We start from the raw sequence: 18,140 nt of genomic DNA, 5'->3' as shown, positions 1-18,140 counted from the left end.
CGGGGGCGGCGGGGGTGGCGGCCCCGGGTCTCCCCGACGCCTTCTCCAGGCCCTTCGGGGCGTCCCGCAGCGCGTCTCTCCCGGGATCTTCCCCTGCGCCCTTCGCCGCGTCGGCGCCGGGCTCCCGCGCCGGGTCCCGCTCCGGCCGCTCGCGCTCCGCGGTCGCCGCGTCCCGTTCGTCGCCGGGGCCCGTACCGCTGTTGTGATCGCTCTCCAGCAGCGCCAGGTCCTCCACGGACTTGAACGGCTTGGCGCCCGGCGGATCCGCCGGCTCCTCGCCGTATCCCGCGACGATCGCGGCCCAGGCCGCGTCCTCGTCGATCGGCTGCGGCTCACGGTCCGCGTTGTGCTCAGCCACCGGTGGTGCTCCCCTTCTTCCCGACAGTCGGAGCGAGCCGGCCGATGAACGCGAGACTCTCCTCGAAAATCCGCTCCGCGTCATGGTCCAACGTCGCGACGTGGTAGCTCTGTTCCAGCAGCACCTCACGGACATCCACCGACGAGACCCGGCCGAGGATCCGGGCGGAGTCCGCGGGCGGCACCACATGGTCCATGGGGCTGTGCAGCAGCAGCAACGGCTGGGTGACCTGCGGCAGCGCCGCGTCCACCAGCCGGAAGAACTCGCGCAGCGAGTGCGCGGAGTGCAGCGGCACCCGGTCGTAACCCAGCTCGACGGTCCCCTCCTTGGCGATGTCGTTCGCCACTCCCTTGGTGTACGGCACCACATGGCGCAGGACCGGCAGCGCGTACGCGGCGACTCCGTGGACCTTTATCCCCGGGTTGACCACCACGATCCCGCTGACCGAACGCCCGTGCCCGGCGGCCAGCCGCAGCGCGAGCGCCCCGCCCATCGAGAGCCCGAGGACGAAGACCCGGGAGCACCGCTCCAGCAGCTCCCGCAGCGCCCGGTCCACCTCGGCGTACCAGTCCTGCCAGCCGGTGATCCGCATGTCCTGCCAGCGCGTGCCGTGGCCGGGAAGCAGCGGCAGCGCCACCGTCAGCCCGCGCTCGGCCAGATACTCGGCCCAGGGACGCATCGACTGCGGGGATCCGGTGAATCCGTGACAGAGCAGGACACCGACCTCTCCGCCCTCGTGGTGGTAGGGCTCGGCTCCAGGCAGGACCGGCACGGGGTCTCCTGTTCGTGAGTCTCGGAAGATGTACTTCACCGTACGCGACCGGACCGACACCGACCAGGTCCGTCGGGCACCCATGAAGGGGAGCCCGGGGCTCCCACGGGTTAAGGTCTGTCCGACAGCACACAGGAGGCACCCGAGTTGATCTACGGCGCAATGAAGTTCTCCATCGGCGGGTCACTGAAACTCGCCTTCAGGCCCTGGGTGGAGGGCCTTGAGAACATTCCCGCGGAGGGGCCGGCGATCCTCGCGAGCAACCATCTCTCCTTCTCCGACTCCTTCTTCCTGCCGGCGGTGCTCGACCGCAAGGTCACCTTCATCGCGAAGTCCGAGTACTTCACCTCTCCGGGGGTGAAGGGCAAGCTCACCGCCGCCTTCTTCAAGGGCGTCGGACAGCTGCCGGTGGACCGCTCCGGTGTACGGGGCGCGGGCGAGGCCGCGATCGAGAGCGGGATAAAGGTCCTCAAGAGCGGCGAACTCTTCGGTATCTACCCGGAGGGCACCCGCTCGCCCGACGGACGGCTCTACCGCGGCAAGCCGGGCGGCCTGGCCCGGGTGGCGCTCGGCTCCGGGGCGCCGGTCATCCCCGTCGCCATGATCGACACCGAGAAGATCCAGCCGCCCGGCAAGGTAGTGCCCAAGCTGATGCGCCCGGGGATCAGGATCGGCAAGCCACTGGACTTCAGCCGCTACCACGGCATGGAGGGCGACCGCTTCATCCTGCGGTCGATCACCGACGAGGTCATGTACGAGATCATGAAGCTCAGCGGCCAGGAGTACGTCGACGTCTACGCGACGGCGGCGAAGCGGCAGTTGGCGGAGGAGGCCAAGGCGGCGAGCGCCAAGGCGGCCGGTGCCAAGCCACAGGGGAGCGGGCAGGCCGACACCAAGGGCGGCTGAGGGTCCGTCGTCGACCCGGCAGGCTCCGAGAAAGCCCGCGGGGGCGGTCCGCGGGCCGTACGGCGGACTCCGGGCCGGGACGCGAGAACCAGGGGGGGCACGTGGCGAAACGCGAACGGGTCGTGCGGATGTCGGTCGAGCAGCCGCTGTGGCGCGCGCTGAGCGGATTCCGCGTGCTGGCGATGGTCTACGCGGTACTGCTCTTCTCCTTCGGCCGCGACCGCTTCGAACGCCCTTGGGTCGCCGTCGTGTTCCTCGTCTTCCTGGCGGTCTGGACGCTCGTCACCCTGCCCAAGGTGGCCAACGCGGCCAACTGCACCAAGCGCTTCCTGATCGCCGATCTCACCATCGCCCTGACCGGCATCCTGCTGACCCCGCTGGCCGACTTCGACGCCCGGAGCATCGACGGCACCACCCTGCCGTCGATATGGACCGCCGGCTCGGTCCTCGCCTTCGCCATCAAGGGCGGCTGGCGCTGGGCCGGTTTCGCCTCGTCCCTCGTGGCGGCGGCCAACCTCATCGAGCGCGGTCACCCCAGCCGGGACACGATCCACAACGTGGTGCTGGTGTGGGTCTCCTCCATCGCCATCGGCTACGTCGTCCAGGTCGCCCGCGCCTCCGAGCGCACCCTCGCCCGCGCCCTGGAGATCGAGGCGGCGACGCGGGAGCGGGAGCGGCTGGCCCGGGACATCCACGACAGCGTGCTCCAGGTGCTGGCGATGGTGCAGCGGCGCGGTACGGCCATGGGCGGCGAGGCCGCCGAGCTGGGCCGGATGGCGGGGGAGCAGGAGATCGCCCTGCGCAGCCTGGTCTCCAGCGGACTGGTGCCGGCCACCCGGGTCTCCGAGGACGCCGCCGAGGGCGCCGTCGTGCGGAGCTTCGGAGCGGACGAGGATGCGTACGGGGGGACGTACGGGGAGACGGACGAGGACCCGGCCCGCGCCGCCGCGGGCCCGTGCGACCTGCGGACGCTGCTCGCGCCGTACAGCACCTCGAAGGTCACCTTCGCGGAGCCGGGCGCTCCGGTGCTGCTGGCACCGGACGCCGCGCGGGAGCTGGCGGCGGCCGTCAGCGCCGCACTGGACAATGTCACCCGGCACGCGGGCGCCGACGCGCGCGCGTGGATCCTGGTCGAGGACTGGGCGGACGAGGTGACCGTGACGGTACGGGACGATGGTCCCGGCATCCCCGAGGGCAGGCTCGCGCAGGCCGAGGGGGAGGGCCGGCTCGGGGTCGCCCTGTCGATCAGGGGGCGGCTGCGGGATCTGGGCGGTACCGCCGAGCTGATCTCGGTGCCGGGCCAGGGCACGGAAGTAGAGCTGAGAGTTCCACGGGGACGGGGAAGAGACCGATGAGCGAGCGGGACACGAGCGGGCCCCACGGGCCGGACGGCGGGCTGCCGGGTACGGACCCGGTCGGCCCGGTCAGGGTGATGGTGGTCGACGACCACCCGATGTGGCGCGACGCGGTCGCCCGGGACCTGGAGGCGGCGGGCTTCGAGGTGGTCGCCACCGCGGGCGACGGCCCGCAGGCCGTGCGCCGGGCGCGGGCCGCCACCCCCCAGGTGCTCGTCCTCGACCTCAACCTGCCGGGTATGCCCGGTGTCCAGGTCTGCAAGGAGCTGGTCGGCTCCCTGCCGGGGCTGCGCGTCCTGGTGCTCTCCGCCAGCGGGGAGCACGCCGACGTCCTCGAAGCGGTCAAGTCGGGGGCGACGGGCTATCTGCTCAAGTCGGCCAGTACGCGAGAGCTGACGGACGCCGTGGGCCGCACCGCCGCCGGGGATCCCGTCTTCACCCCCGGGCTGGCCGGGCTGGTCCTCGGCGAGTACCGGCGGCTCGCCGCCGCGCCCGCGCCCGTCGCCTCCGACGAGCCCAAGGTCCCGGAGCTGACCGACCGGGAGACCGAGGTGCTGCGGCTGGTCGCCAAGGGGCTGTCGTACAAGCAGATCGCCGAGCGGCTGGTCATCTCGCACCGCACCGTGCAGAACCATGTGCAGAACACCCTCGGCAAGCTCCAGCTGCACAACCGCGTCGAGCTGGTGCGGTACGCGATCGAGCGGGGCCTGGACGACATCTGAGCGCGTGCGCGGGGAGCGCGGGGGCGGCCGATGCCGGACCGCACGGGACCGCACCGGACCGCACCGGCCCGCACTCGACCGGACCGGCCCGCACCGCACCGGACCACGCTGGACCGGACCGGACCGCACCGCCACCGGGCCCGTGCTCAGCCCAGCGCCCGCGCGCCCTGCTCCGTCCCGTCCGTGACGCGTCCGGCACCGCCCAGCCCCGCCAGCAGCTCCGCCACGATCCCCGGCCCGTCGAGCGTCAGGACCGACTCCGGGTGGAACTGCACTCCCTCGACGGGCAGTTCACGGTGGCGTACGCCCATGATGATGCCGTCCGCCGTCCGCGCCGTGACCTCAAGCTCGGCCGGCAGCTCCGCGGGCTCCGCCGCCAGCGAGTGGTAGCGGGTCGCGGTGAACGGCGAGGGGAGCCCGGCGAAGACGCCCTTGCCCTCGTGCGTGACCGGGGACGTCTTGCCGTGCAGCAGCTCGGGCGCGCGGCCCACGACGCCGCCGTAGGCCACGGCCATCGACTGCATGCCGAGGCAGACACCGAAGACGGGCAGGCCGATCGAGGCGCAGTGGCGCACCATCTCGACGCAGATACCGGCCTGTTCGGGGGTGCCGGGCCCCGGGGAGAGGAGCACGCCGTCGAAGCCGTCCTCGGCGTGCGCGGTGGACACCTCGTCGTTCCGTACCACTTCGCACTCGGCGCCGAGCTGGTAGAGGTACTGGACGAGGTTGAAGACGAAGCTGTCGTAGTTGTCCACGACGAGAACGCGCGCGGTCACCGAGCCGCCTCCGCTCCGTCGACGGTCACGTCGTTGAACGGGAGCAGCGGCTCCGCCCACGGGAACACGTACTGGAACAGCACATAGACGACAGCCAGCGCCAAGACGAGCGAGAGCGCCGCCCGCAGCCACACGTTGCCCGGCAGATGCCGCCAGATCCAGCCGTACATGCTGTCCCTTCCGTTCGGTACCGCACCCGGCGGTACCGCACCAGACTAAAGGCCCGCACCCGCGCGTGGGCCGTGCATGGGGCAGCTGCACGGACGTTCGGGACTTGCTCTTCGTCACAGGCGCCCCAGGGGCTTCGCGGGCCGGTCCGGCGGCGGCTCGCTATCCGGTGGGCTCCGCGTAGTGCAGATCGACGGTGCCCGAGTAGCCGGGAAGCGTCTCCTTGCCCAGCTCATCGACCTTCCAGCCGAGTCCGTACGCCTTGACGTACAGCTGGTAGTTCTGGATCGCCGGGGAGTCGTCGAGGGCCTTGCGCAGCTTGCCCCGGTCGCCCACGGCGGTGATCTTGTACGGCGGGGAGTAGACGCGGCCCTGGAGGATCAGCGTGTTTCCCACGCACCGCACGGCGCTGGTGGAGATCAGTCGCTGGTCCATGACGCGGATGCCCTCGGCGCCGCCCTGCCACAGGGCGTTGACGACGGCCTGCAGGTCCTGCTGGTGGATCACCAGGTCGTTGGGTTGCGGATCGGGGTAGCCGGGGTTCGCGGTGGCGTTCTGCGGAGCGTCGTCCAGGGTGACGGTGAGGGCCCCGCCGGTGAGCGCCTTGGTGCCCGCCGAGGTCTCCAGCTGCCGCAGCCGGGCCTCCTCGGCGGCGGTGGAGCCGTGGTCGCGGGCGACGAGGGCGTCGATCCTGCTGCGTACGGCGGCGGTGGAGTCGCCCAGCTCGGCGTTCTTGCGGTCCCGCTCGTGGATCAGGTCGGAGAGCTTCAGCAGCGAGGCGTCCGTGCGGATATTGGTGCCTTTGGCGGTATTGAAGCTGGTCACGAAGATCAGACCGGCGAGCGCGAAGACCGCGGCGGTGAGCAGCCGAACGGGCCGCCGGACCCGCCGGACGACCGGGCCTGGGTTCGAGTCGGCGGAATTGCTCAACGTACCCTTATCTCCTTAAGGCGCCGCGGAAGCACTACGCTAACGGACGCCCGACGGCGGCGGTGATCCCCCTGCTCCCCGCCTCGGTCACCGCCCTTGACAGTTCCCTGCGCGGTAACGCAGCGCATCGACAGGAGAGTCCCTCGTGCCGAAGTCACGTATCCGCAAGAAGGCCGACTTCACGCCGCCTCCGGCCGCGAAGCAGGCGACCGCCATAAGGCTGACCAACAGGAGCTGGGTGGCTCCGGTCATGCTGGCGCTGTTCCTGATCGGGCTGGCCTGGATCGTCATCTTTTATGTGACCGATGGCGATCTGCCGGTAAAGAGCTTCGGGAATCTGAACATCGTGGTCGGGTTCGGCTTCATCGCCGCCGGCTTCGGTGTCTCCACCCAATGGAAGTAGCCGGTCCCCTCCCGGGCCGTCAAGCTCTCCCCTGACTTGTCCACACAGTTATCCACAAGCAGGGGAAAAGGTCAGACGATCTGTGGATAACTCCACGGGATGTTGACGCCGGTGTGACTGGGTCGCCCATCCTGATGACGCGCTCGCCCCTTGTCCTTGCTGGCCAGTCCGGCACCGAGGACAAGGGGCGGACTCGTTCCCCACAGGATGCACAAGATCCGCCACAGTCTGTGGACAACTTTTCCCCGGCTCGCTCGTTCGCGCGCCGCGCGCCCGCCCGCAGAGAACATCGGAGAGAGCAGCCGGGGCACCCGGTGGCCGCCGCGCGCGTGCGTCAGGTGATCGCGGCGGTCCTGGCCACGACCACGGCCACCGTCGCGAGCAGCACCAGACCGCAGGCGCCGTACTGCACCAGCGAGCGCCGCTCCCGGGGCGCGTGCACCATCGCGACGGCGATGACCGTGCCGCCGATGAGCCCGCCGACATGCGCCTGCCAGGCGATGCCGGGCCAGGCGAAGGTGAAGACCAGGTTCAGCGCGAGCAGGATCAGAACCGGCCGCATGTCGTAGTTGAGCCGCCGCATCAGTACGGCGGTGGCCCCGAGCAGCCCGAAGATCGCGCCGGACGCCCCCAGCGACGGCTGGTTCGGCGCGGCGAGGAGATAGGTCAGGGCGCTGCCCGCCAGCCCGGAGACCAGGTAGAGCGCGAGATAGCGGGCGCGGCCGAGCGCCGCTTCCAGCGGTCCGCCGAGCCACCACAGGCCGAGCATGTTGAAGGCGAAGTGCATCATCGCCTGGTGCAGGAACATCGCGGTGAAGAGCCGGTACCACTGGCCTTCCGCGACGCCGATCAGCGGTTCGAACATGGCGTACTGGGCACGCCCGATGAGGTCGAGGTCCTCGACGAGCCGGTCGCCCACCGCGAGGACGGCGATGAAGACCGCCGCGTTGACGCCCAGCAGGATCTTCGTGACCAGCCGGGGGTCGGCCGCGATCGAGCCGCCCGCGAGGGTACGCGGCTGGTTGGCCGTCGGCCCGTGTCCCGTACCGGAGCCCTGCCGGACACAGTCAGGGCACTGGAACCCGACGGACGCGCTGATCATGCATTCGGGGCAGATGGGGCGCTCGCAGCGCGTGCAGCTTATGCCCGTCTCCGTGCCCGGGTGCCGGTAGCAGCTGGGCACGGACTGGTTGACGGCGGGCTGCTGGTCCTGGCCTCCGTGGCCGCCTGGCGGGTGGTCCATCGGTCCCCTCGGTCTTCGTAGCGGCGGACAGTGCGCGGCCGGGCACAGCGCACCGCCCCGCCCATCCGGTATGTAAGCACTACGGACGGGCGGGGCGGGAAGGTTCCCGGAAGCCGGGAACCGTACGGCCGGCTTCGTCAGCGGGTCTCGACGACGACCGACTCGATCACGACGTCCTGCACCGGACGGTCGGTGCGCGGGTTGGTCGGCGTGGCGCCGATGGCGTCGACGACCTTCGTGCCGGCGCCGGTGACCTCGCCGAAGATGGTGTGCTTGCCGGTGAGCCAGGTGGTCGGCGCGAGGGTGATGAAGAACTGCGAGCCGTTGGTGCCGGGGCCGGAGTTGGCCATGGCCAGCAGGTACGGCTTGGTGAAGGCCAGCTCGGGGTGGAACTCGTCCGCGAACTTGTACCCCGGGCCCCCGGTGCCGTTGCCCAGCGGGTCGCCGCCCTGGATCATGAAGTCGCCGATGACCCGGTGGAAGACGGTCCCGTCGTACAGCCGGTCCTGGGTCTTCTGCCCGGTCTCCGGGTTGACCCACTCGCGCTCACCCTGGGCTAGCTCGACGAAGTTCTTGACCGTCTTCGGCGCGTGGTTCGGCAGGAGCCGGATCTCGATGTCGCCGTGGCTGGTCTTGAGGGTGGCGTAAAGCTGCTCGGCCACGATGTGCCTTCCGTGAGTCTTCGCTGACTCTGACGATCCTCGCACGGAGAGAGTGCGGCCCCGGCGTACAAGGCGCGGAGGGGCCCGGAAGAGCGAACAGCCGGAAGAGCGAACAGCGGGAAGGGCGGCGCCGGAAGAAGGGCAGCCGTGAGCGGCGGCGCGGGGCGGTGCCCACGTCGCGTCGCATGACGCGCGGTCATGACCCGGATGCCTGTAATGCATGCCGGAGCGGTGCGCGCCATGCATGATTTCGAAAAGGGTGGATAGGCGAAATACGGAACGCCACCGAGGAGGATGATCCTGTGACCCGCATGGACAGCGTGCGCGCCGCTACCGGTTCGGCGAAGGAGAGCGTGCAGCACGCCGCGGAAGCGGTGGCACCTTACGCCGGTACGGCCAAGGAACAGGCCGCTCTGGCCAAGGAACAGGCCGCTGTATACGCCCGCGAGGCGCGCAAGCAGCTCGCCCCGACCGTGTCGAAGGCCGCGCACAAGGCGCGTAAACAAGCGCGTAAGCAGTACGGCGCCCATGTGGCGCCCCGAGTACCCCCGAAGTTCGATGAGGCCGCTCACCGCGGAGTCCACCATGCCCGCAAGGCCGCCCGTCAGGCGGCCGACTACACGGTGCCCCGGGTCGAGCAGGCGGTGGCGACGGCACAGCCGGTCGCCGAGCAGGCGGCGGCGCGTTCCGCGGCGGCTCTGGCCGCGCTGCGCGGACAGGTCACGGCGAAGGAGATCCAGAAGCTGGTGCGGAAGCATGAGCGGCGGGCCAGGGCCGGCCGGCTGGTCAAGGGCCTGGCGGTCCTCGGAGTCGTGGCCGGTGGGGCTTTCGCCGCCTGGAAGTGGTGGGACAAGCAGGCCAACCCGGACTGGCTGGTGGAGCCCCCGGCGGCCACCGAGGTCGCGGACGGGGCTCCGCTGACGTCCGTGGACGGCAGCCATGTCGTCCATCCGGTCGATCCGCTCGATCCCGAGGTCGAGGCCAAGCAGGCCGAGGCCGAGGCCGAGGCGGCGGAGCGGAACCGGAACCGGGACGACCGTCCTTGATCAGTGGACGGATCGCGGCGGGCGCGGCAGGGCGGGAGCGGCGGAACGGGACTGTCGCGGCTGTGACTGCTGCGGCATCCAAGGCGGTTGCGGCTGCGGCTGCGGCTGCGGCTGTGACTCCGGCGTCCGCGGCTACGGCAGCTGTGGCTACGGCAGCTGCTGCCGGGTCCGACGGGCGCAGGTCCGACGAGAGCTGAGTCGACGAGAGCTGAGTCGACGAGAGCTGATTCGGCGAACGTCGGCTCGACAGGCGCCGGGAGACCGCGGGTTTCCCGGCGCCTCACGCCGCGACGAGCGCCGCGTCGGCCGCGTACGCGCTCTCACGTGCCGCGGCGGCGTCGGTCTCGGTCGGCAGGACGGCGGGCAGATGACGGACCGACGGTGAGGAGCCGTGCGCTTCGGCGCGGATGCGCTGCTTGATCGTCGGCGGCAGCGACCGGTCACGCGGCAGCGCCCTCGGTACCACCGCCCTCCTGGCCGTACCGGCCTCCGCGTCGTGGTGCGGCACGGCGGCGGGAGCCGACGCCGGCTGGTCGGCCGGCTGCTGCACGGCGGTGCCGGCGGCGGTGGCCGGGGCGGTGAGGCCCAGGGAGGCGAGCATCGCGAAGAAGGCGGTGATGAGGACGGTCCACAGTTTCTTGACCTTGTTGGCGGCCATGATCCCTCGCTTTCGATCGTTTCGGGTCGGTTTTTGAGCGAGCTTCCGAGTTGCGCGATCTACATACCTTCCTCATGATGTGGACGCATCTCGGGAATCGGGGGAGCGACGCCGCCCGTACGCAGTTCTTCGGATGAACACCACTCGTACGGTCCAACCGGCACTCCCGCACCTCCCCCGACCCCCTCGCCCTACCGGTGCCCGCCGCCCGACAGGCCCGTCCAGCAGCGGCTATGACAACGTGTCAGCGATCACGGAGGCCGCTTCCGCGATCAGCTTGTTGTCGTACTCGGCGTCCTTCTCGGTCCGGTTCGTCAGGATCGCCATGACGACGGGAGCCCCGGCCGAGGGCCACACCACGGCGATGTCGTTCCGGGTGCCGTACGTGCCACCGGCTCCGGTCTTGTCACCGACCACCCAGCCCTGGGGCACCCCGGCCCTGATCAGCTCGTCGCCGGTGGTGTTGGTCCGCAGCCAGTGCGTCAGCCGCGCGCGCTCCGCCGCGCCGAGGGCGTCCCCGAGCACGAACGCGCGAAGGTCCTCGGCGAGCGCGCGCGGGGTGCTGGTGTCACGCTTCTGGCCCGGGACCCAGTCGTTCAGCCCCGGCTCGCGGCGCTCCATCCGGGTGACATCGTCGCCCAGCTCCTTGAGCACGGTGTTGAGGCCCTTGGGCCCGCCGATGTGGTCGAACATCAGATTGGCCGCCGTGTTGTCGCTGAACCGGACGGCGGCGTCGCAGAGTTCGGCGAGGGTCATCCCGGTCGCGACGTGCTTCTCGGTCACGGGCGAGTTGCTGACGAGGTCCTTCTCCGAGTACCTGACGACCTGGTCCATCCCGTCGGGCGCGTGCTCGCGCAGCACGGCCCCGGCGGCGAGGGCCTTGAAAGTGGACGCGTAGGCGAAGCGCTCGCCGTCGTTGTACGCGACCTCCTCGCCGGTCCCGGTGTCGACCGCGTACACCCCCAGCCGCGCGTCGAACTTGCTCTCCAGCCCCTTGAAGGCGTCGAGGTACGACCGAGTGGCCGAGGACGACGACGAGGCCGAGGACGCCGCTTTCGCGGACGCCGAATCCGAGGACGAGGCCGCGGCCGAGGCCGAGGCCGAGGAACCGTCCTGTCCGCAGGCCACGAGCGGTACGAGGACGAGCGCGCCGAGCGCCCCGGCGAGGGCGCGGCGGCCTCGGGCGGGCCGGGCACGGGTGAGCTGGACGGGGGTGGTCGTGGACATGAGTGTTGACCTCCTGGCGCTCCCGTGGCACGAGACGCGGGGGAGCGTGGGAAAGGGAACGACCGGGGCCCACTAGACGAGTAAGTCCGGGGCCCCGTCGCGGCTGCCACCCCCACCTCACCCTCCGGTGCCCATGCGGTCCAATACGTCTGTGTGCCACTCCATGCGGAAACCGCATACAGTGCGGCCCATGGATCTGGTGGGAGCGTGCCGGGCCTTCGTCAGCGTGAGCGAACGGGGGAGTTTCACCGTCGGGGCCGCCGCGGAGCGGATGTCCCAGCCGGTGGCGAGCCGACGCGTCGCCGCGCTGGAGGAACACCTCGGCGAGCAGCTGTTCGAGCGGACCTCGCGCCGGGCGACCCTCACGCCGTTCGGCCGGGACATGCTGTCGGCGGCGCGAGCGCTCGTACGCGCCGCAGAGGTGCTCCGGCACGAGGCGGAAGCCGCCCGGCGCAAACCCTGGCGGCTCGCGGTGCCCGGCGTCTGCCCCCCGGCCGGTCTCGCCCGCCTCGTCGCCGACGGGCGCGGGCGCGGCGTCATGCTGGAGCTGCGCGTCGCGCCGCCGACGGAGCGGGCCGAGCTGCTCCACTCCCAGCAGGTGCGCGCCGCGCTGCTCGCCGTACCGCCCGACGAGGCGGCCTGGTCGCTGCCGCTCGGGCTGGCCTGCGCCGACGACCCCGGCGTGAACCGCGTCTACATCGAGACGCTGCGCCTGGGGCGCGCCGCCGCCGGACCGGCCCGGCGCGTCTGGATCCAGCCGGAGGACGACGTGCCGCACATCCGCGATCCGCTGACGCGGCTGCGCGACGCGGTGGGGCTGCGGCCCGCTCAGCTCGTCACCGCGCCCGACCTGACCTCGGCAGCGGCGGAGGTCCTCTGCTCGCGCGACGTCCTGCTGTGCACACCGGAGCAGGCCACGGAGCTGGGCCTGCACTGGCGCCCCCTCGGCGAGACCACGCTCACCCGGGGGTTCGCCCTGGCCGCGGCCGCCACCGGCGACCCGGAGCGCGTCCGGGCGCGGCTGGGCGACGCGATCGCGCGCTGCCTGGGAGCGACGGGCCCGAGCGGCGGCGGCGAGCGCGCCACCGCGCGCGAGGTGGCGCCATGAGCACCGAGGCGATGCTGCGCCGACTGCGCCGAGAACTGCTCGACGGCGGTCTGTACGGCTGTCTCCTCGTCCGCGATCTGCGCACCGGCCAGGAGCTGGGCATCGAGCCGGACGTCCAGCTCCCCACCGCCTCCCTGGTCAAGATCCCCCTCGCGCTGGCGACGCTGGACCGGATCCGGCGCGGCGAGCTGGACGGGGCGACCGCGCTCGACGTGCGGCCCGGCCGGATCACCACACCGGGGCCCACCGGGCTGAGCCGGTTCCGCCACCCGGCCAGGATCGCCATCGACGACCTGCTCTATCTGAGCACCTGCGTGAGCGACGGGACGGCCGCCGACGCGCTGTTCGGCCTCACTCCGCCCGCCGAGGTCGCCGGCATCCTGCGCCGGCTCGGCCTGCGCGGCATCTCCGTACGGCACACCATGCGCGAACTGAGCCGGACCCCCGCGGAACGCTTCGACGCCGCCCAGGCGCACCTCGCCCACGCGCTCGCCATCGACGCCGGCACCCAGGGCCACGGCCACCGGCTGCCGCAGCTCGACGTGGCCCGCGCCAACTCGGGCAGCGCCCGCGCCTACGTCGACCTGCTCCAGGCCCTGTGGACACCGACCACCATCCATCCGGACGTGGCCGACCAGGTGCGCGGCCTCATGTCGCACAACGTGCTGCGCCACCGCCTCGCCCCGGACTTCAGCAGCGACGCCACCACGTGGTCGTCCAAGACCGGCACGCTGCTCAACCTCCGCCACGAGATCGGCGTGGTCGAGCACACCGACGGCAGCGCCTTCGCCATCGCCGTCCTCACCGAGTCCCTGGTCCCCGCCAACGCCCAGCCGGGCGCCGACGCCCTCATGGCGCAGGCCGCCCGGACACTCCGCGACCACCTGCGCCAGCTCTGACGCGGACCGCCACCGCCACAGGTGCCGCCACCGCCACAGGTGCCGCCACAGGTGCCGGTGCCGGTGCCGATACCTGCAGCGGTGATCAGCGCGTTCGCCACCGCCCAGGGCATCGCCCCGGCCAGCGCCGCCACGGCCACGCTGGAGGCGACACCGACCCCGCCGCCGCAGACGACGATCCCCGCGCCTCGCCCGCGCCACGAGGAGGTGCGCTCCCGGACAGTGGTGTAGCGGGCTGCACCACCGGCTCGGGAGCGTGCTCTCTCGTGGCGCGGGGCCCGCGCCGGGATCGTGGAAGGCGAAAGGTTCACCGCTCCTCGAATCCACCGGGAAACGTCATGAAGTCGCTGCTCTCCTCCAAGCCGGTCCTCTGGTTCCTCTTCCTGTTCAACCTGGTCGTGGCCGCGATCGCGCCCTTCGTCGTCGACGGCGCGCAGGGCATGGTCACGAGCGTGGGCATGGGCGTGGTCTCGCTCGGGGCGGGCGTCGGTCTGCTGCGGGGGAGCGGCCGGGCGAACGGCGCGCGGCAGTCCGCCTGACACGCCGCACCACCGAGCCCGTCGCGACGACGCAATGGCGCGTCGGCGCGACAGCGGGACGGCACGACAGCAGCACGACGGCAGACGGCAGACGGCAGACGGCACGATGGGCGCTCGACGCGCACGACGACACGCGATGGCGTGTTTCAGACCTAGGCCGCCATGCAACACAACCGTAATCTGGGAGCGCTCCCATACCGGAACCCCACTACCGGAAGCAGGAGATCCCCCATGAATACCTCCCGTACGTCCCGGAACGGCCGGGCGCACCACGGGCCGCCGTCGCGGCTCCTGTGGGCCTTCGGCCTGCTCTCCGCCGTACTGCTCTGTCTGATCCCGTCGGTCGGCACCGCCGCCGCCCACGGCTCCGTCATCGACCCGGCGTCCCGCAACTACGGCTGCTGGCTGCGCTGGGGCAGCGACTTCCAGAATCCCGCCATGGCGCAGCAGGACCCGATGTGCTGGCAGGCATGGCAGGACAATCCGAACGCCATGTGGAACTGGAACGGGCTCTACCGCGACGGTTCCGCGGGCAACTTCCAGGCGGTGATCCCGAACGGACAGCTGTGCAGCGGGGGCCACACCGAGAGCGGCCGCTACAACTCGCTGGACACGCCCGGCGCGTGGAAGACCACCGACCTGGCCAGGAACTTCACGGTCAAGCTGTACGACCAGGCCAGCCACGGCGCGGACTACTTCCTCGTCTACGTCACCCGGCAGGGCTACGACCCCACCACGCAGCCGCTGACCTGGAACGATCTGCAACTGGTCGCGCAGACCGGCCGGTACGCGCCGAGCCAGAACTACGAGATCCCCGTCACCACCAGCGGCTACAGCGGCCGGCACGTCGTCTACACGATCTGGCAGGCGTCGCACATGGACCAGACGTACTTCCTGTGCAGCGACGTGAACTTCACCTGAGCCACGACCACTTCCTGATCGCCACCCCCCACCGGGCCGCACGCGCCGAAGCGCGTGCGGCCCGTTCGCCGTCTCCGTCTCCGTCTCCGTCCCCCGGCTTCCGGATACCCCCGCGCACCACGGCCTCCGGCCTTCGCGTCTGACGGAGAACCGTCCGATGACGGAGAACCGTCCGACGGCACGTCCGACAACGTGTTCCTCGTCGGCGGAGACCCGGCGCACCCCGAGGGCTCCTACGCGGACTCCCTGTCCCTGATCGAGACGGGGCTGCTCCAGGAGTACGGCGTTCGGCGGGTCGGCATCGCCGGATACCCGGAAGGTCACCCGGCGATCGACGGCGCATCGCTCTGGAGCGCGCTGGAGGAGAAGCACAAGGCGCTCGCCGAACGGGGACACCTCCGGATCGCGATGGCCATGCCCAACCATGCATTCCCGCTCACCGAGGCGCGCCTCGCGTTCGCCCGGGAGGCCGCCCGGCGGCTGGGACTTCCGCCTCTGGAACACCTCGTCGTACCTCGGCCGCGGGAGACCGGCGCGACCGCCGTCGCGACGTTCCTGGCAGCGCATCCGGACGTGACCGCTCTGGCCGCGTTCGACGACGACATCGCGCTGCGCGGCCTGACCGCCCTGCACGACCTCGGGGTGCGCGTGCCCGAGGACATGGCGGTGATGGGCTTCGACGAGACCGAGTACGGCTCCCTGACCACGCCCGCGCTCACCACCGTCCATATCGACGCCGAAGTCCTCGGGCGGCTCGCCGCCCGAGGCGCCCTCGGTATCGACGCACAGGACCTGGCCCCCACGCCCGGCCGGATCGTGGTCCGCGCGTCGGCGTGACCGTCGCGCCCTCTCGCGCAGAGGAGTCCCCGACGGGGGTCTACGCGCGTGTGGGACGACCTTTGAGGGATCGTGTCAGCACAACCGTGCTGACATGTCAGCACGAGAAATCGGCACAAAAAGACCCCCCTGCCTGCATTCTTGCAGGTCAGAGGGGTCTTGAAACTGTGGAGCCTAGGGGAGTCGAACCCCTGACATCTGCCATGCAAAGACAGCGCTCTACCAACTGAGCTAAGGCCCCGTGACGGGCGGGTACACCGACTCGCGGAGAGCGGATCTCCCCTCGCCGGGAACCAGAGTACCGGGTGCCGACCGGTATCCCGTAAAAGGATTGGGGCTCCCCGTGCACGACCACTCTCCGTAAGATGCCCCACGAGGTTCGCAGCAGCGAAGCTGCCGCATGGGGAAGCGATGGGGAGACGCGTATGGACGCCGCACAGCAGGAATCGACAGCCAGAGCGAGAGAGCTTCAGCGAAGCTGGTACGGAGAGCCCCTGGGGGCGCTCTTCCGCCGCCTCATCGACGACCTGGGGCTGAACCAGGCCCGGTTGGCCTCGGTGCTCGGTCTCTCGGCCCCGATGCTCTCGCAGCTGATGAGCGGCCAGCGCGCGAAGATCGGCAATCCGGCGGTCGTCCAGCGCGTCCAGGCGCTCCAGGATCTGTCGGGGCAGGTCGCCGACGGCAGCGTCAGCGCGGGGGAGGCCACGGACCGGATGGAGGAGATCAAGAAGTCGCAGGGCGGCTCCGTCCTCACCGCCACCAGCCAGACGACGAACAGCACGGGCGCGCCCACCGTGCGCCGGGTGGTCCGCGAGATCCAGTCGCTGCTGCGGTCGGTCGCCGCGGCCGGCGACATCATAGACGCGGCGGACGCCCTCGCCCCGACCCAGCCGGAACTGGCAGAGTTCCTCCGGGTGTACGGGGCCGGGCGCACCGCCGAAGCAGTCGCGCACTACGAGGCACATCAGAGCTGACGGGCAGCGGACACCGAGCGGCGGGCCAGTACACGGGGGGCCCGCGGCAGGCCCGCGGATGACACGACTGGGACGACGGGGAGCGAGCGCGGCGCAATGGGTGAGATCTTCGCGGGACGGTACGAGCTGATCGACCCGATCGGGCGGGGCGGCGTCGGTGCCGTCTGGCGTGCCTGGGACCAGCGACGGCGGCGCTACGTCGCGGCGAAGGTCCTCCAGCAGAGCGACGCGCACACACTGCTGCGGTTCGTGCGCGAGCAGGCGCTCAGGATCGACCACCCGCATGTACTCGCCCCGGCCAGCTGGGCGGCGGACGACGACAAGGTCCTGTTCACCATGGACCTCGTCAGCGGCGGGTCACTCGCCCATGTCATCGGCGACTACGGTCCGTTGCCGCCCCGCTTCGTCTGCACCCTGCTCGACCAGCTGCTCGCCGGGCTGGCCGCCGTGCACGCCGAGGGGGTGGTGCACCGCGACATCAAACCGGCCAACCTCCTTATGGAGGCCACCGGTACGGCACGGCCGCACCTGCGCCTCTCCGACTTCGGCATCTCCATGCGCAAGGGCGAGCCGCGCCTCACCGAGACCAACTACGTGGTGGGTACGCCCGGTTACTTCGCGCCCGAGCAGATGATGGGGGCCGAGCCCGACTTCCCCTCCGACCTCTTCGCCGTCGGCCTGGTCGCCCTGTACCTCCTCCAGGGGCAGAAGCCGGACTCCAAGGCCCTGGTCGAGTACTTCGCCGCGCACGGCACCCCCGGGGCGCCCCAGGGCATCCCCGAGCCGCTCTGGCAGGTCCTGGCGGGGCTGCTCCAGCCCGACCCGCACGCCCGGTTCCGTACGGCCAACGGCGCCCGCAAGGCGCTGACGAGCGCCGTGGAGCTGCTCCCCGAACCGACGGGTGACGAGGAGCCGGTCGAGGTCTTCGACCAGATCGGCCCGCTCCCCCCGGGCTTCGGGCCCTCGGGCCCGCTCAAAGCCGCCGCTCCGGCAGCCCCGGCAGCTCCGGCAGCCGAGTCACCGGTCGTACCGGCGCCCCCCACCCCACCGGAGTCCTCAGGCACCTCAGGCACCCCCGGTACCCCGGAGTCCTCAGGCACCACCGGCACCTCCGGCGCGGCGGTCCCGCCGCCGTCCATGTCCGAGACCGGCAGCTTCCACCTCCCCCCTCCCCCGAGCCGGGAGCGGCCGGACCTCCCCGCGTACCCCACGCCGACCGAGGTGTCCCTGTCCCAGGCGCAGACCGCGGCGGTCCGTCCTGAGCAGGCGTCCACCCGCGCGTACACCGCTCAGAGCGCTCAACTCCCCGCCCCGGCAACACCCCAGGCCCACGCCCAGGCCCAGGCCCAAGCCCAGTCGCAGCCCCCGTCGCAGTTCCCGTCGCACCAGGGGCCGCGAGCGGCCCACCACGCGCTCCGGAAGGGGCCGGGGCCGACCCTCAAGGTGGCGGTCCCCATCCTGGTACTGGCGCTGGCCTGCTTCGCGGTGGGCATCTGGGCGCTCACCCAGACCTGAGCCGCGCCGCGCCCCGGGAAACCCGGCCCCGACCCCGACCGCGACGCCGACCCCGGCCCCCGGCCACGCACCCGGACGACCCGGCCCCGGACTCGGCGCTGGACCACACGCGCCCCCAGAA

General features: G+C 71.4%; 20 protein-coding genes, 1 tRNA gene and 2 pseudogenes. 13 read left to right on the top strand and 10 right to left on the bottom strand.

What is annotated here, in order from left to right; all coding sequences use genetic code 11:
• Together DVH02_RS04680 and DVH02_RS04675 are read right to left on the bottom strand one after the other, a co-directional pair.
• Positions 1–358: pseudogene (locus DVH02_RS04680) on the bottom strand (hypothetical protein); the annotation flags it as partial.
• Entirely contained in the window at positions 351–1,130 is a 780-nt protein-coding gene (locus DVH02_RS04675; protein ID WP_114622393.1) for an alpha/beta hydrolase, read from the bottom strand. The pseudogene DVH02_RS04680 and the gene DVH02_RS04675, both read right to left, overlap by 8 nt.
• A gap of 147 nt (positions 1,131–1,277) precedes the next feature.
• Between DVH02_RS04675 and DVH02_RS04670 the strand changes: the two genes are divergently transcribed.
• From DVH02_RS04670 to DVH02_RS04660, 3 genes are all read left to right on the top strand, one after another.
• The gene (locus DVH02_RS04670; protein ID WP_114622392.1) at positions 1,278–2,036 is read left to right on the top strand and encodes a lysophospholipid acyltransferase family protein; all 759 of its coding nucleotides are present in this window, start codon (positions 1,278–1,280) and stop codon (positions 2,034–2,036) included.
• A gap of 101 nt (positions 2,037–2,137) precedes the next feature.
• Positions 2,138–3,391, top strand: coding sequence for a MacS family sensor histidine kinase (gene macS / locus DVH02_RS04665; RefSeq protein ID WP_114622391.1), 1,254 nt, complete (start codon positions 2,138–2,140; stop codon positions 3,389–3,391).
• A 77-nt stretch (positions 3,392–3,468) separates the two neighbouring features.
• Positions 3,469–4,113, top strand: a complete 645-nt coding sequence (locus DVH02_RS04660; RefSeq protein ID WP_114622394.1) for a response regulator — start codon at positions 3,469–3,471, stop codon at positions 4,111–4,113.
• A 146-nt stretch (positions 4,114–4,259) separates the two neighbouring features.
• Here the strand turns inward: DVH02_RS04660 and DVH02_RS04655 are convergent, their stop codons facing one another.
• The 3 genes from DVH02_RS04655 to DVH02_RS04645 all read right to left on the bottom strand — a co-directional run bounded on the left by DVH02_RS04655 (position 4,260) and on the right by DVH02_RS04645 (position 5,987).
• The gene (locus tag DVH02_RS04655) at positions 4,260–4,889 is read right to left on the bottom strand and encodes an aminodeoxychorismate/anthranilate synthase component II (protein ID WP_407697589.1); all 630 of its coding nucleotides are present in this window, start codon (positions 4,887–4,889) and stop codon (positions 4,260–4,262) included.
• On the bottom strand, positions 4,886–5,059 hold the full coding sequence (locus tag DVH02_RS04650; protein ID WP_114622390.1) for a hypothetical protein: 174 nt from the start codon (positions 5,057–5,059) through the stop codon (positions 4,886–4,888). The genes DVH02_RS04655 and DVH02_RS04650 overlap by 4 nt, the downstream gene beginning before the upstream one ends.
• Positions 5,060–5,219: 160 nt before the next feature.
• The gene (locus DVH02_RS04645) at positions 5,220–5,987 is read right to left on the bottom strand and encodes a DUF881 domain-containing protein (RefSeq protein WP_114622389.1); all 768 of its coding nucleotides are present in this window, start codon (positions 5,985–5,987) and stop codon (positions 5,220–5,222) included.
• Positions 5,988–6,132: 145 nt separating this feature from the next.
• On the opposite strand from DVH02_RS04645, the gene crgA reads away from it, so the two are divergent.
• A complete protein-coding gene (gene crgA / locus DVH02_RS04640; RefSeq protein WP_114622388.1) occupies positions 6,133–6,390 on the top strand; it encodes a cell division protein CrgA in 258 nt (85 codons plus the stop codon).
• Positions 6,391–6,724: 334 nt separating this feature from the next.
• Here the strand turns inward: crgA and DVH02_RS04635 are convergent, their stop codons facing one another.
• The gene (locus DVH02_RS04635; protein ID WP_114622387.1) at positions 6,725–7,633 is read right to left on the bottom strand and encodes a rhomboid family intramembrane serine protease; all 909 of its coding nucleotides are present in this window, start codon (positions 7,631–7,633) and stop codon (positions 6,725–6,727) included.
• Positions 7,634–7,770: 137 nt separating this feature from the next.
• On the bottom strand, positions 7,771–8,295 hold the full coding sequence (locus DVH02_RS04630; RefSeq protein ID WP_114622386.1) for a peptidylprolyl isomerase: 525 nt from the start codon (positions 8,293–8,295) through the stop codon (positions 7,771–7,773).
• 302 nt (positions 8,296–8,597) lie between these two features.
• On the opposite strand from DVH02_RS04630, the gene DVH02_RS04625 reads away from it, so the two are divergent.
• Complete coding sequence (locus DVH02_RS04625; protein ID WP_114622385.1) at positions 8,598–9,341, top strand: DUF5324 family protein; 744 nt, start codon at positions 8,598–8,600, stop codon at positions 9,339–9,341.
• Positions 9,342–9,621: 280 nt separating this feature from the next.
• Here DVH02_RS04625 and DVH02_RS04620 read toward each other — a convergent pair whose 3' ends face one another.
• Both DVH02_RS04620 and bla read right to left on the bottom strand, forming a co-directional pair.
• On the bottom strand, positions 9,622–9,999 hold the full coding sequence (locus tag DVH02_RS04620) for a DUF6344 domain-containing protein (protein ID WP_114622384.1): 378 nt from the start codon (positions 9,997–9,999) through the stop codon (positions 9,622–9,624).
• A 231-nt stretch (positions 10,000–10,230) separates the two neighbouring features.
• On the bottom strand, positions 10,231–11,226 hold the full coding sequence (gene bla, locus DVH02_RS04615) for a class A beta-lactamase (RefSeq protein WP_114622383.1): 996 nt from the start codon (positions 11,224–11,226) through the stop codon (positions 10,231–10,233).
• Between the two features lie 190 nt (positions 11,227–11,416).
• On the opposite strand from bla, the gene DVH02_RS04610 reads away from it, so the two are divergent.
• The 6 genes and pseudogenes from DVH02_RS04610 to DVH02_RS04590 all read left to right on the top strand — a co-directional run.
• Complete coding sequence (locus tag DVH02_RS04610) at positions 11,417–12,334, top strand: LysR family transcriptional regulator (RefSeq protein ID WP_114622382.1); 918 nt, start codon at positions 11,417–11,419, stop codon at positions 12,332–12,334.
• Positions 12,331–13,233, top strand: coding sequence for a serine hydrolase (locus DVH02_RS04605; RefSeq protein ID WP_114622381.1), 903 nt, complete (start codon positions 12,331–12,333; stop codon positions 13,231–13,233). The genes DVH02_RS04610 and DVH02_RS04605 overlap by 4 nt, the downstream gene beginning before the upstream one ends.
• 63 nt (positions 13,234–13,296) lie before the next feature.
• Positions 13,297–13,464, top strand: coding sequence for a hypothetical protein (locus tag DVH02_RS35050; RefSeq protein ID WP_158575840.1), 168 nt, complete (start codon positions 13,297–13,299; stop codon positions 13,462–13,464).
• 107 nt (positions 13,465–13,571) lie between these two features.
• The gene (locus tag DVH02_RS04600) at positions 13,572–13,772 is read left to right on the top strand and encodes a hypothetical protein (RefSeq protein WP_114622380.1); all 201 of its coding nucleotides are present in this window, start codon (positions 13,572–13,574) and stop codon (positions 13,770–13,772) included.
• A gap of 231 nt (positions 13,773–14,003) precedes the next feature.
• Positions 14,004–14,693, top strand: a complete 690-nt coding sequence (locus DVH02_RS04595; protein WP_114622379.1) for a lytic polysaccharide monooxygenase auxiliary activity family 9 protein — start codon at positions 14,004–14,006, stop codon at positions 14,691–14,693.
• Between the two features lie 162 nt (positions 14,694–14,855).
• Positions 14,856–15,530: pseudogene (locus tag DVH02_RS04590) on the top strand (substrate-binding domain-containing protein); the annotation flags it as partial.
• A 168-nt stretch (positions 15,531–15,698) separates the two neighbouring features.
• Here DVH02_RS04590 and DVH02_RS04585 read toward each other — a convergent pair.
• A tRNA-Ala gene (locus DVH02_RS04585) sits at positions 15,699–15,771 on the bottom strand.
• 184 nt (positions 15,772–15,955) lie between these two features.
• Here DVH02_RS04585 and DVH02_RS04580 point away from each other — a divergent pair.
• Both DVH02_RS04580 and DVH02_RS04575 read left to right on the top strand, forming a co-directional pair.
• Positions 15,956–16,504, top strand: coding sequence for a helix-turn-helix domain-containing protein (locus DVH02_RS04580; RefSeq protein ID WP_114622378.1), 549 nt, complete (start codon positions 15,956–15,958; stop codon positions 16,502–16,504).
• Between the two features lie 96 nt (positions 16,505–16,600).
• Positions 16,601–18,019, top strand: coding sequence for a serine/threonine-protein kinase (locus tag DVH02_RS04575; protein WP_114622377.1), 1,419 nt, complete (start codon positions 16,601–16,603; stop codon positions 18,017–18,019).
• The last annotated feature ends 121 nt before the right edge of the window (positions 18,020–18,140 follow it).

The sequence above is a fragment of the Streptomyces corynorhini genome (assembly GCF_003346515.1).
In the GTDB taxonomy this organism is placed as follows: Bacteria; Actinomycetota; Actinomycetes; order Streptomycetales; family Streptomycetaceae; genus Streptomyces; species Streptomyces corynorhini.
This window is presented reverse-complemented; position numbering and strand designations above follow the sequence as displayed.

What these genes read in the sequence shown, in the direction of transcription:
- DVH02_RS04610 (WP_114622382.1), top strand. Translation starts at nt 11,417, where the DNA reads ATGGATCTGGTGGGAGCGTGCCGGGCCTTCGTCAGCGTGAGCGAACGG.
- DVH02_RS04660 (WP_114622394.1), top strand. Translation starts at nt 3,469, where the DNA reads ATGGTGGTCGACGACCACCCGATGTGGCGCGACGCGGTCGCCCGGGAC.
- DVH02_RS04635 (WP_114622387.1), bottom strand. Translation starts at nt 7,633, where the DNA reads ATGGACCACCCGCCAGGCGGCCACGGAGGCCAGGACCAGCAGCCCGCC.
- DVH02_RS04580 (WP_114622378.1), top strand. Translation starts at nt 15,956, where the DNA reads ATGGACGCCGCACAGCAGGAATCGACAGCCAGAGCGAGAGAGCTTCAG.
- DVH02_RS04650 (WP_114622390.1), bottom strand. Translation starts at nt 5,059, where the DNA reads ATGTACGGCTGGATCTGGCGGCATCTGCCGGGCAACGTGTGGCTGCGG.
- DVH02_RS04605 (WP_114622381.1), top strand. Translation starts at nt 12,331, where the DNA reads ATGAGCACCGAGGCGATGCTGCGCCGACTGCGCCGAGAACTGCTCGAC.
- DVH02_RS04600 (WP_114622380.1), top strand. Translation starts at nt 13,572, where the DNA reads ATGAAGTCGCTGCTCTCCTCCAAGCCGGTCCTCTGGTTCCTCTTCCTG.
- DVH02_RS04575 (WP_114622377.1), top strand. Translation starts at nt 16,601, where the DNA reads ATGGGTGAGATCTTCGCGGGACGGTACGAGCTGATCGACCCGATCGGG.
- DVH02_RS04620 (WP_114622384.1), bottom strand. Translation starts at nt 9,999, where the DNA reads ATGGCCGCCAACAAGGTCAAGAAACTGTGGACCGTCCTCATCACCGCC.
- bla (WP_114622383.1), bottom strand. Translation starts at nt 11,226, where the DNA reads ATGTCCACGACCACCCCCGTCCAGCTCACCCGTGCCCGGCCCGCCCGA.
- DVH02_RS04595 (WP_114622379.1), top strand. Translation starts at nt 14,004, where the DNA reads ATGAATACCTCCCGTACGTCCCGGAACGGCCGGGCGCACCACGGGCCG.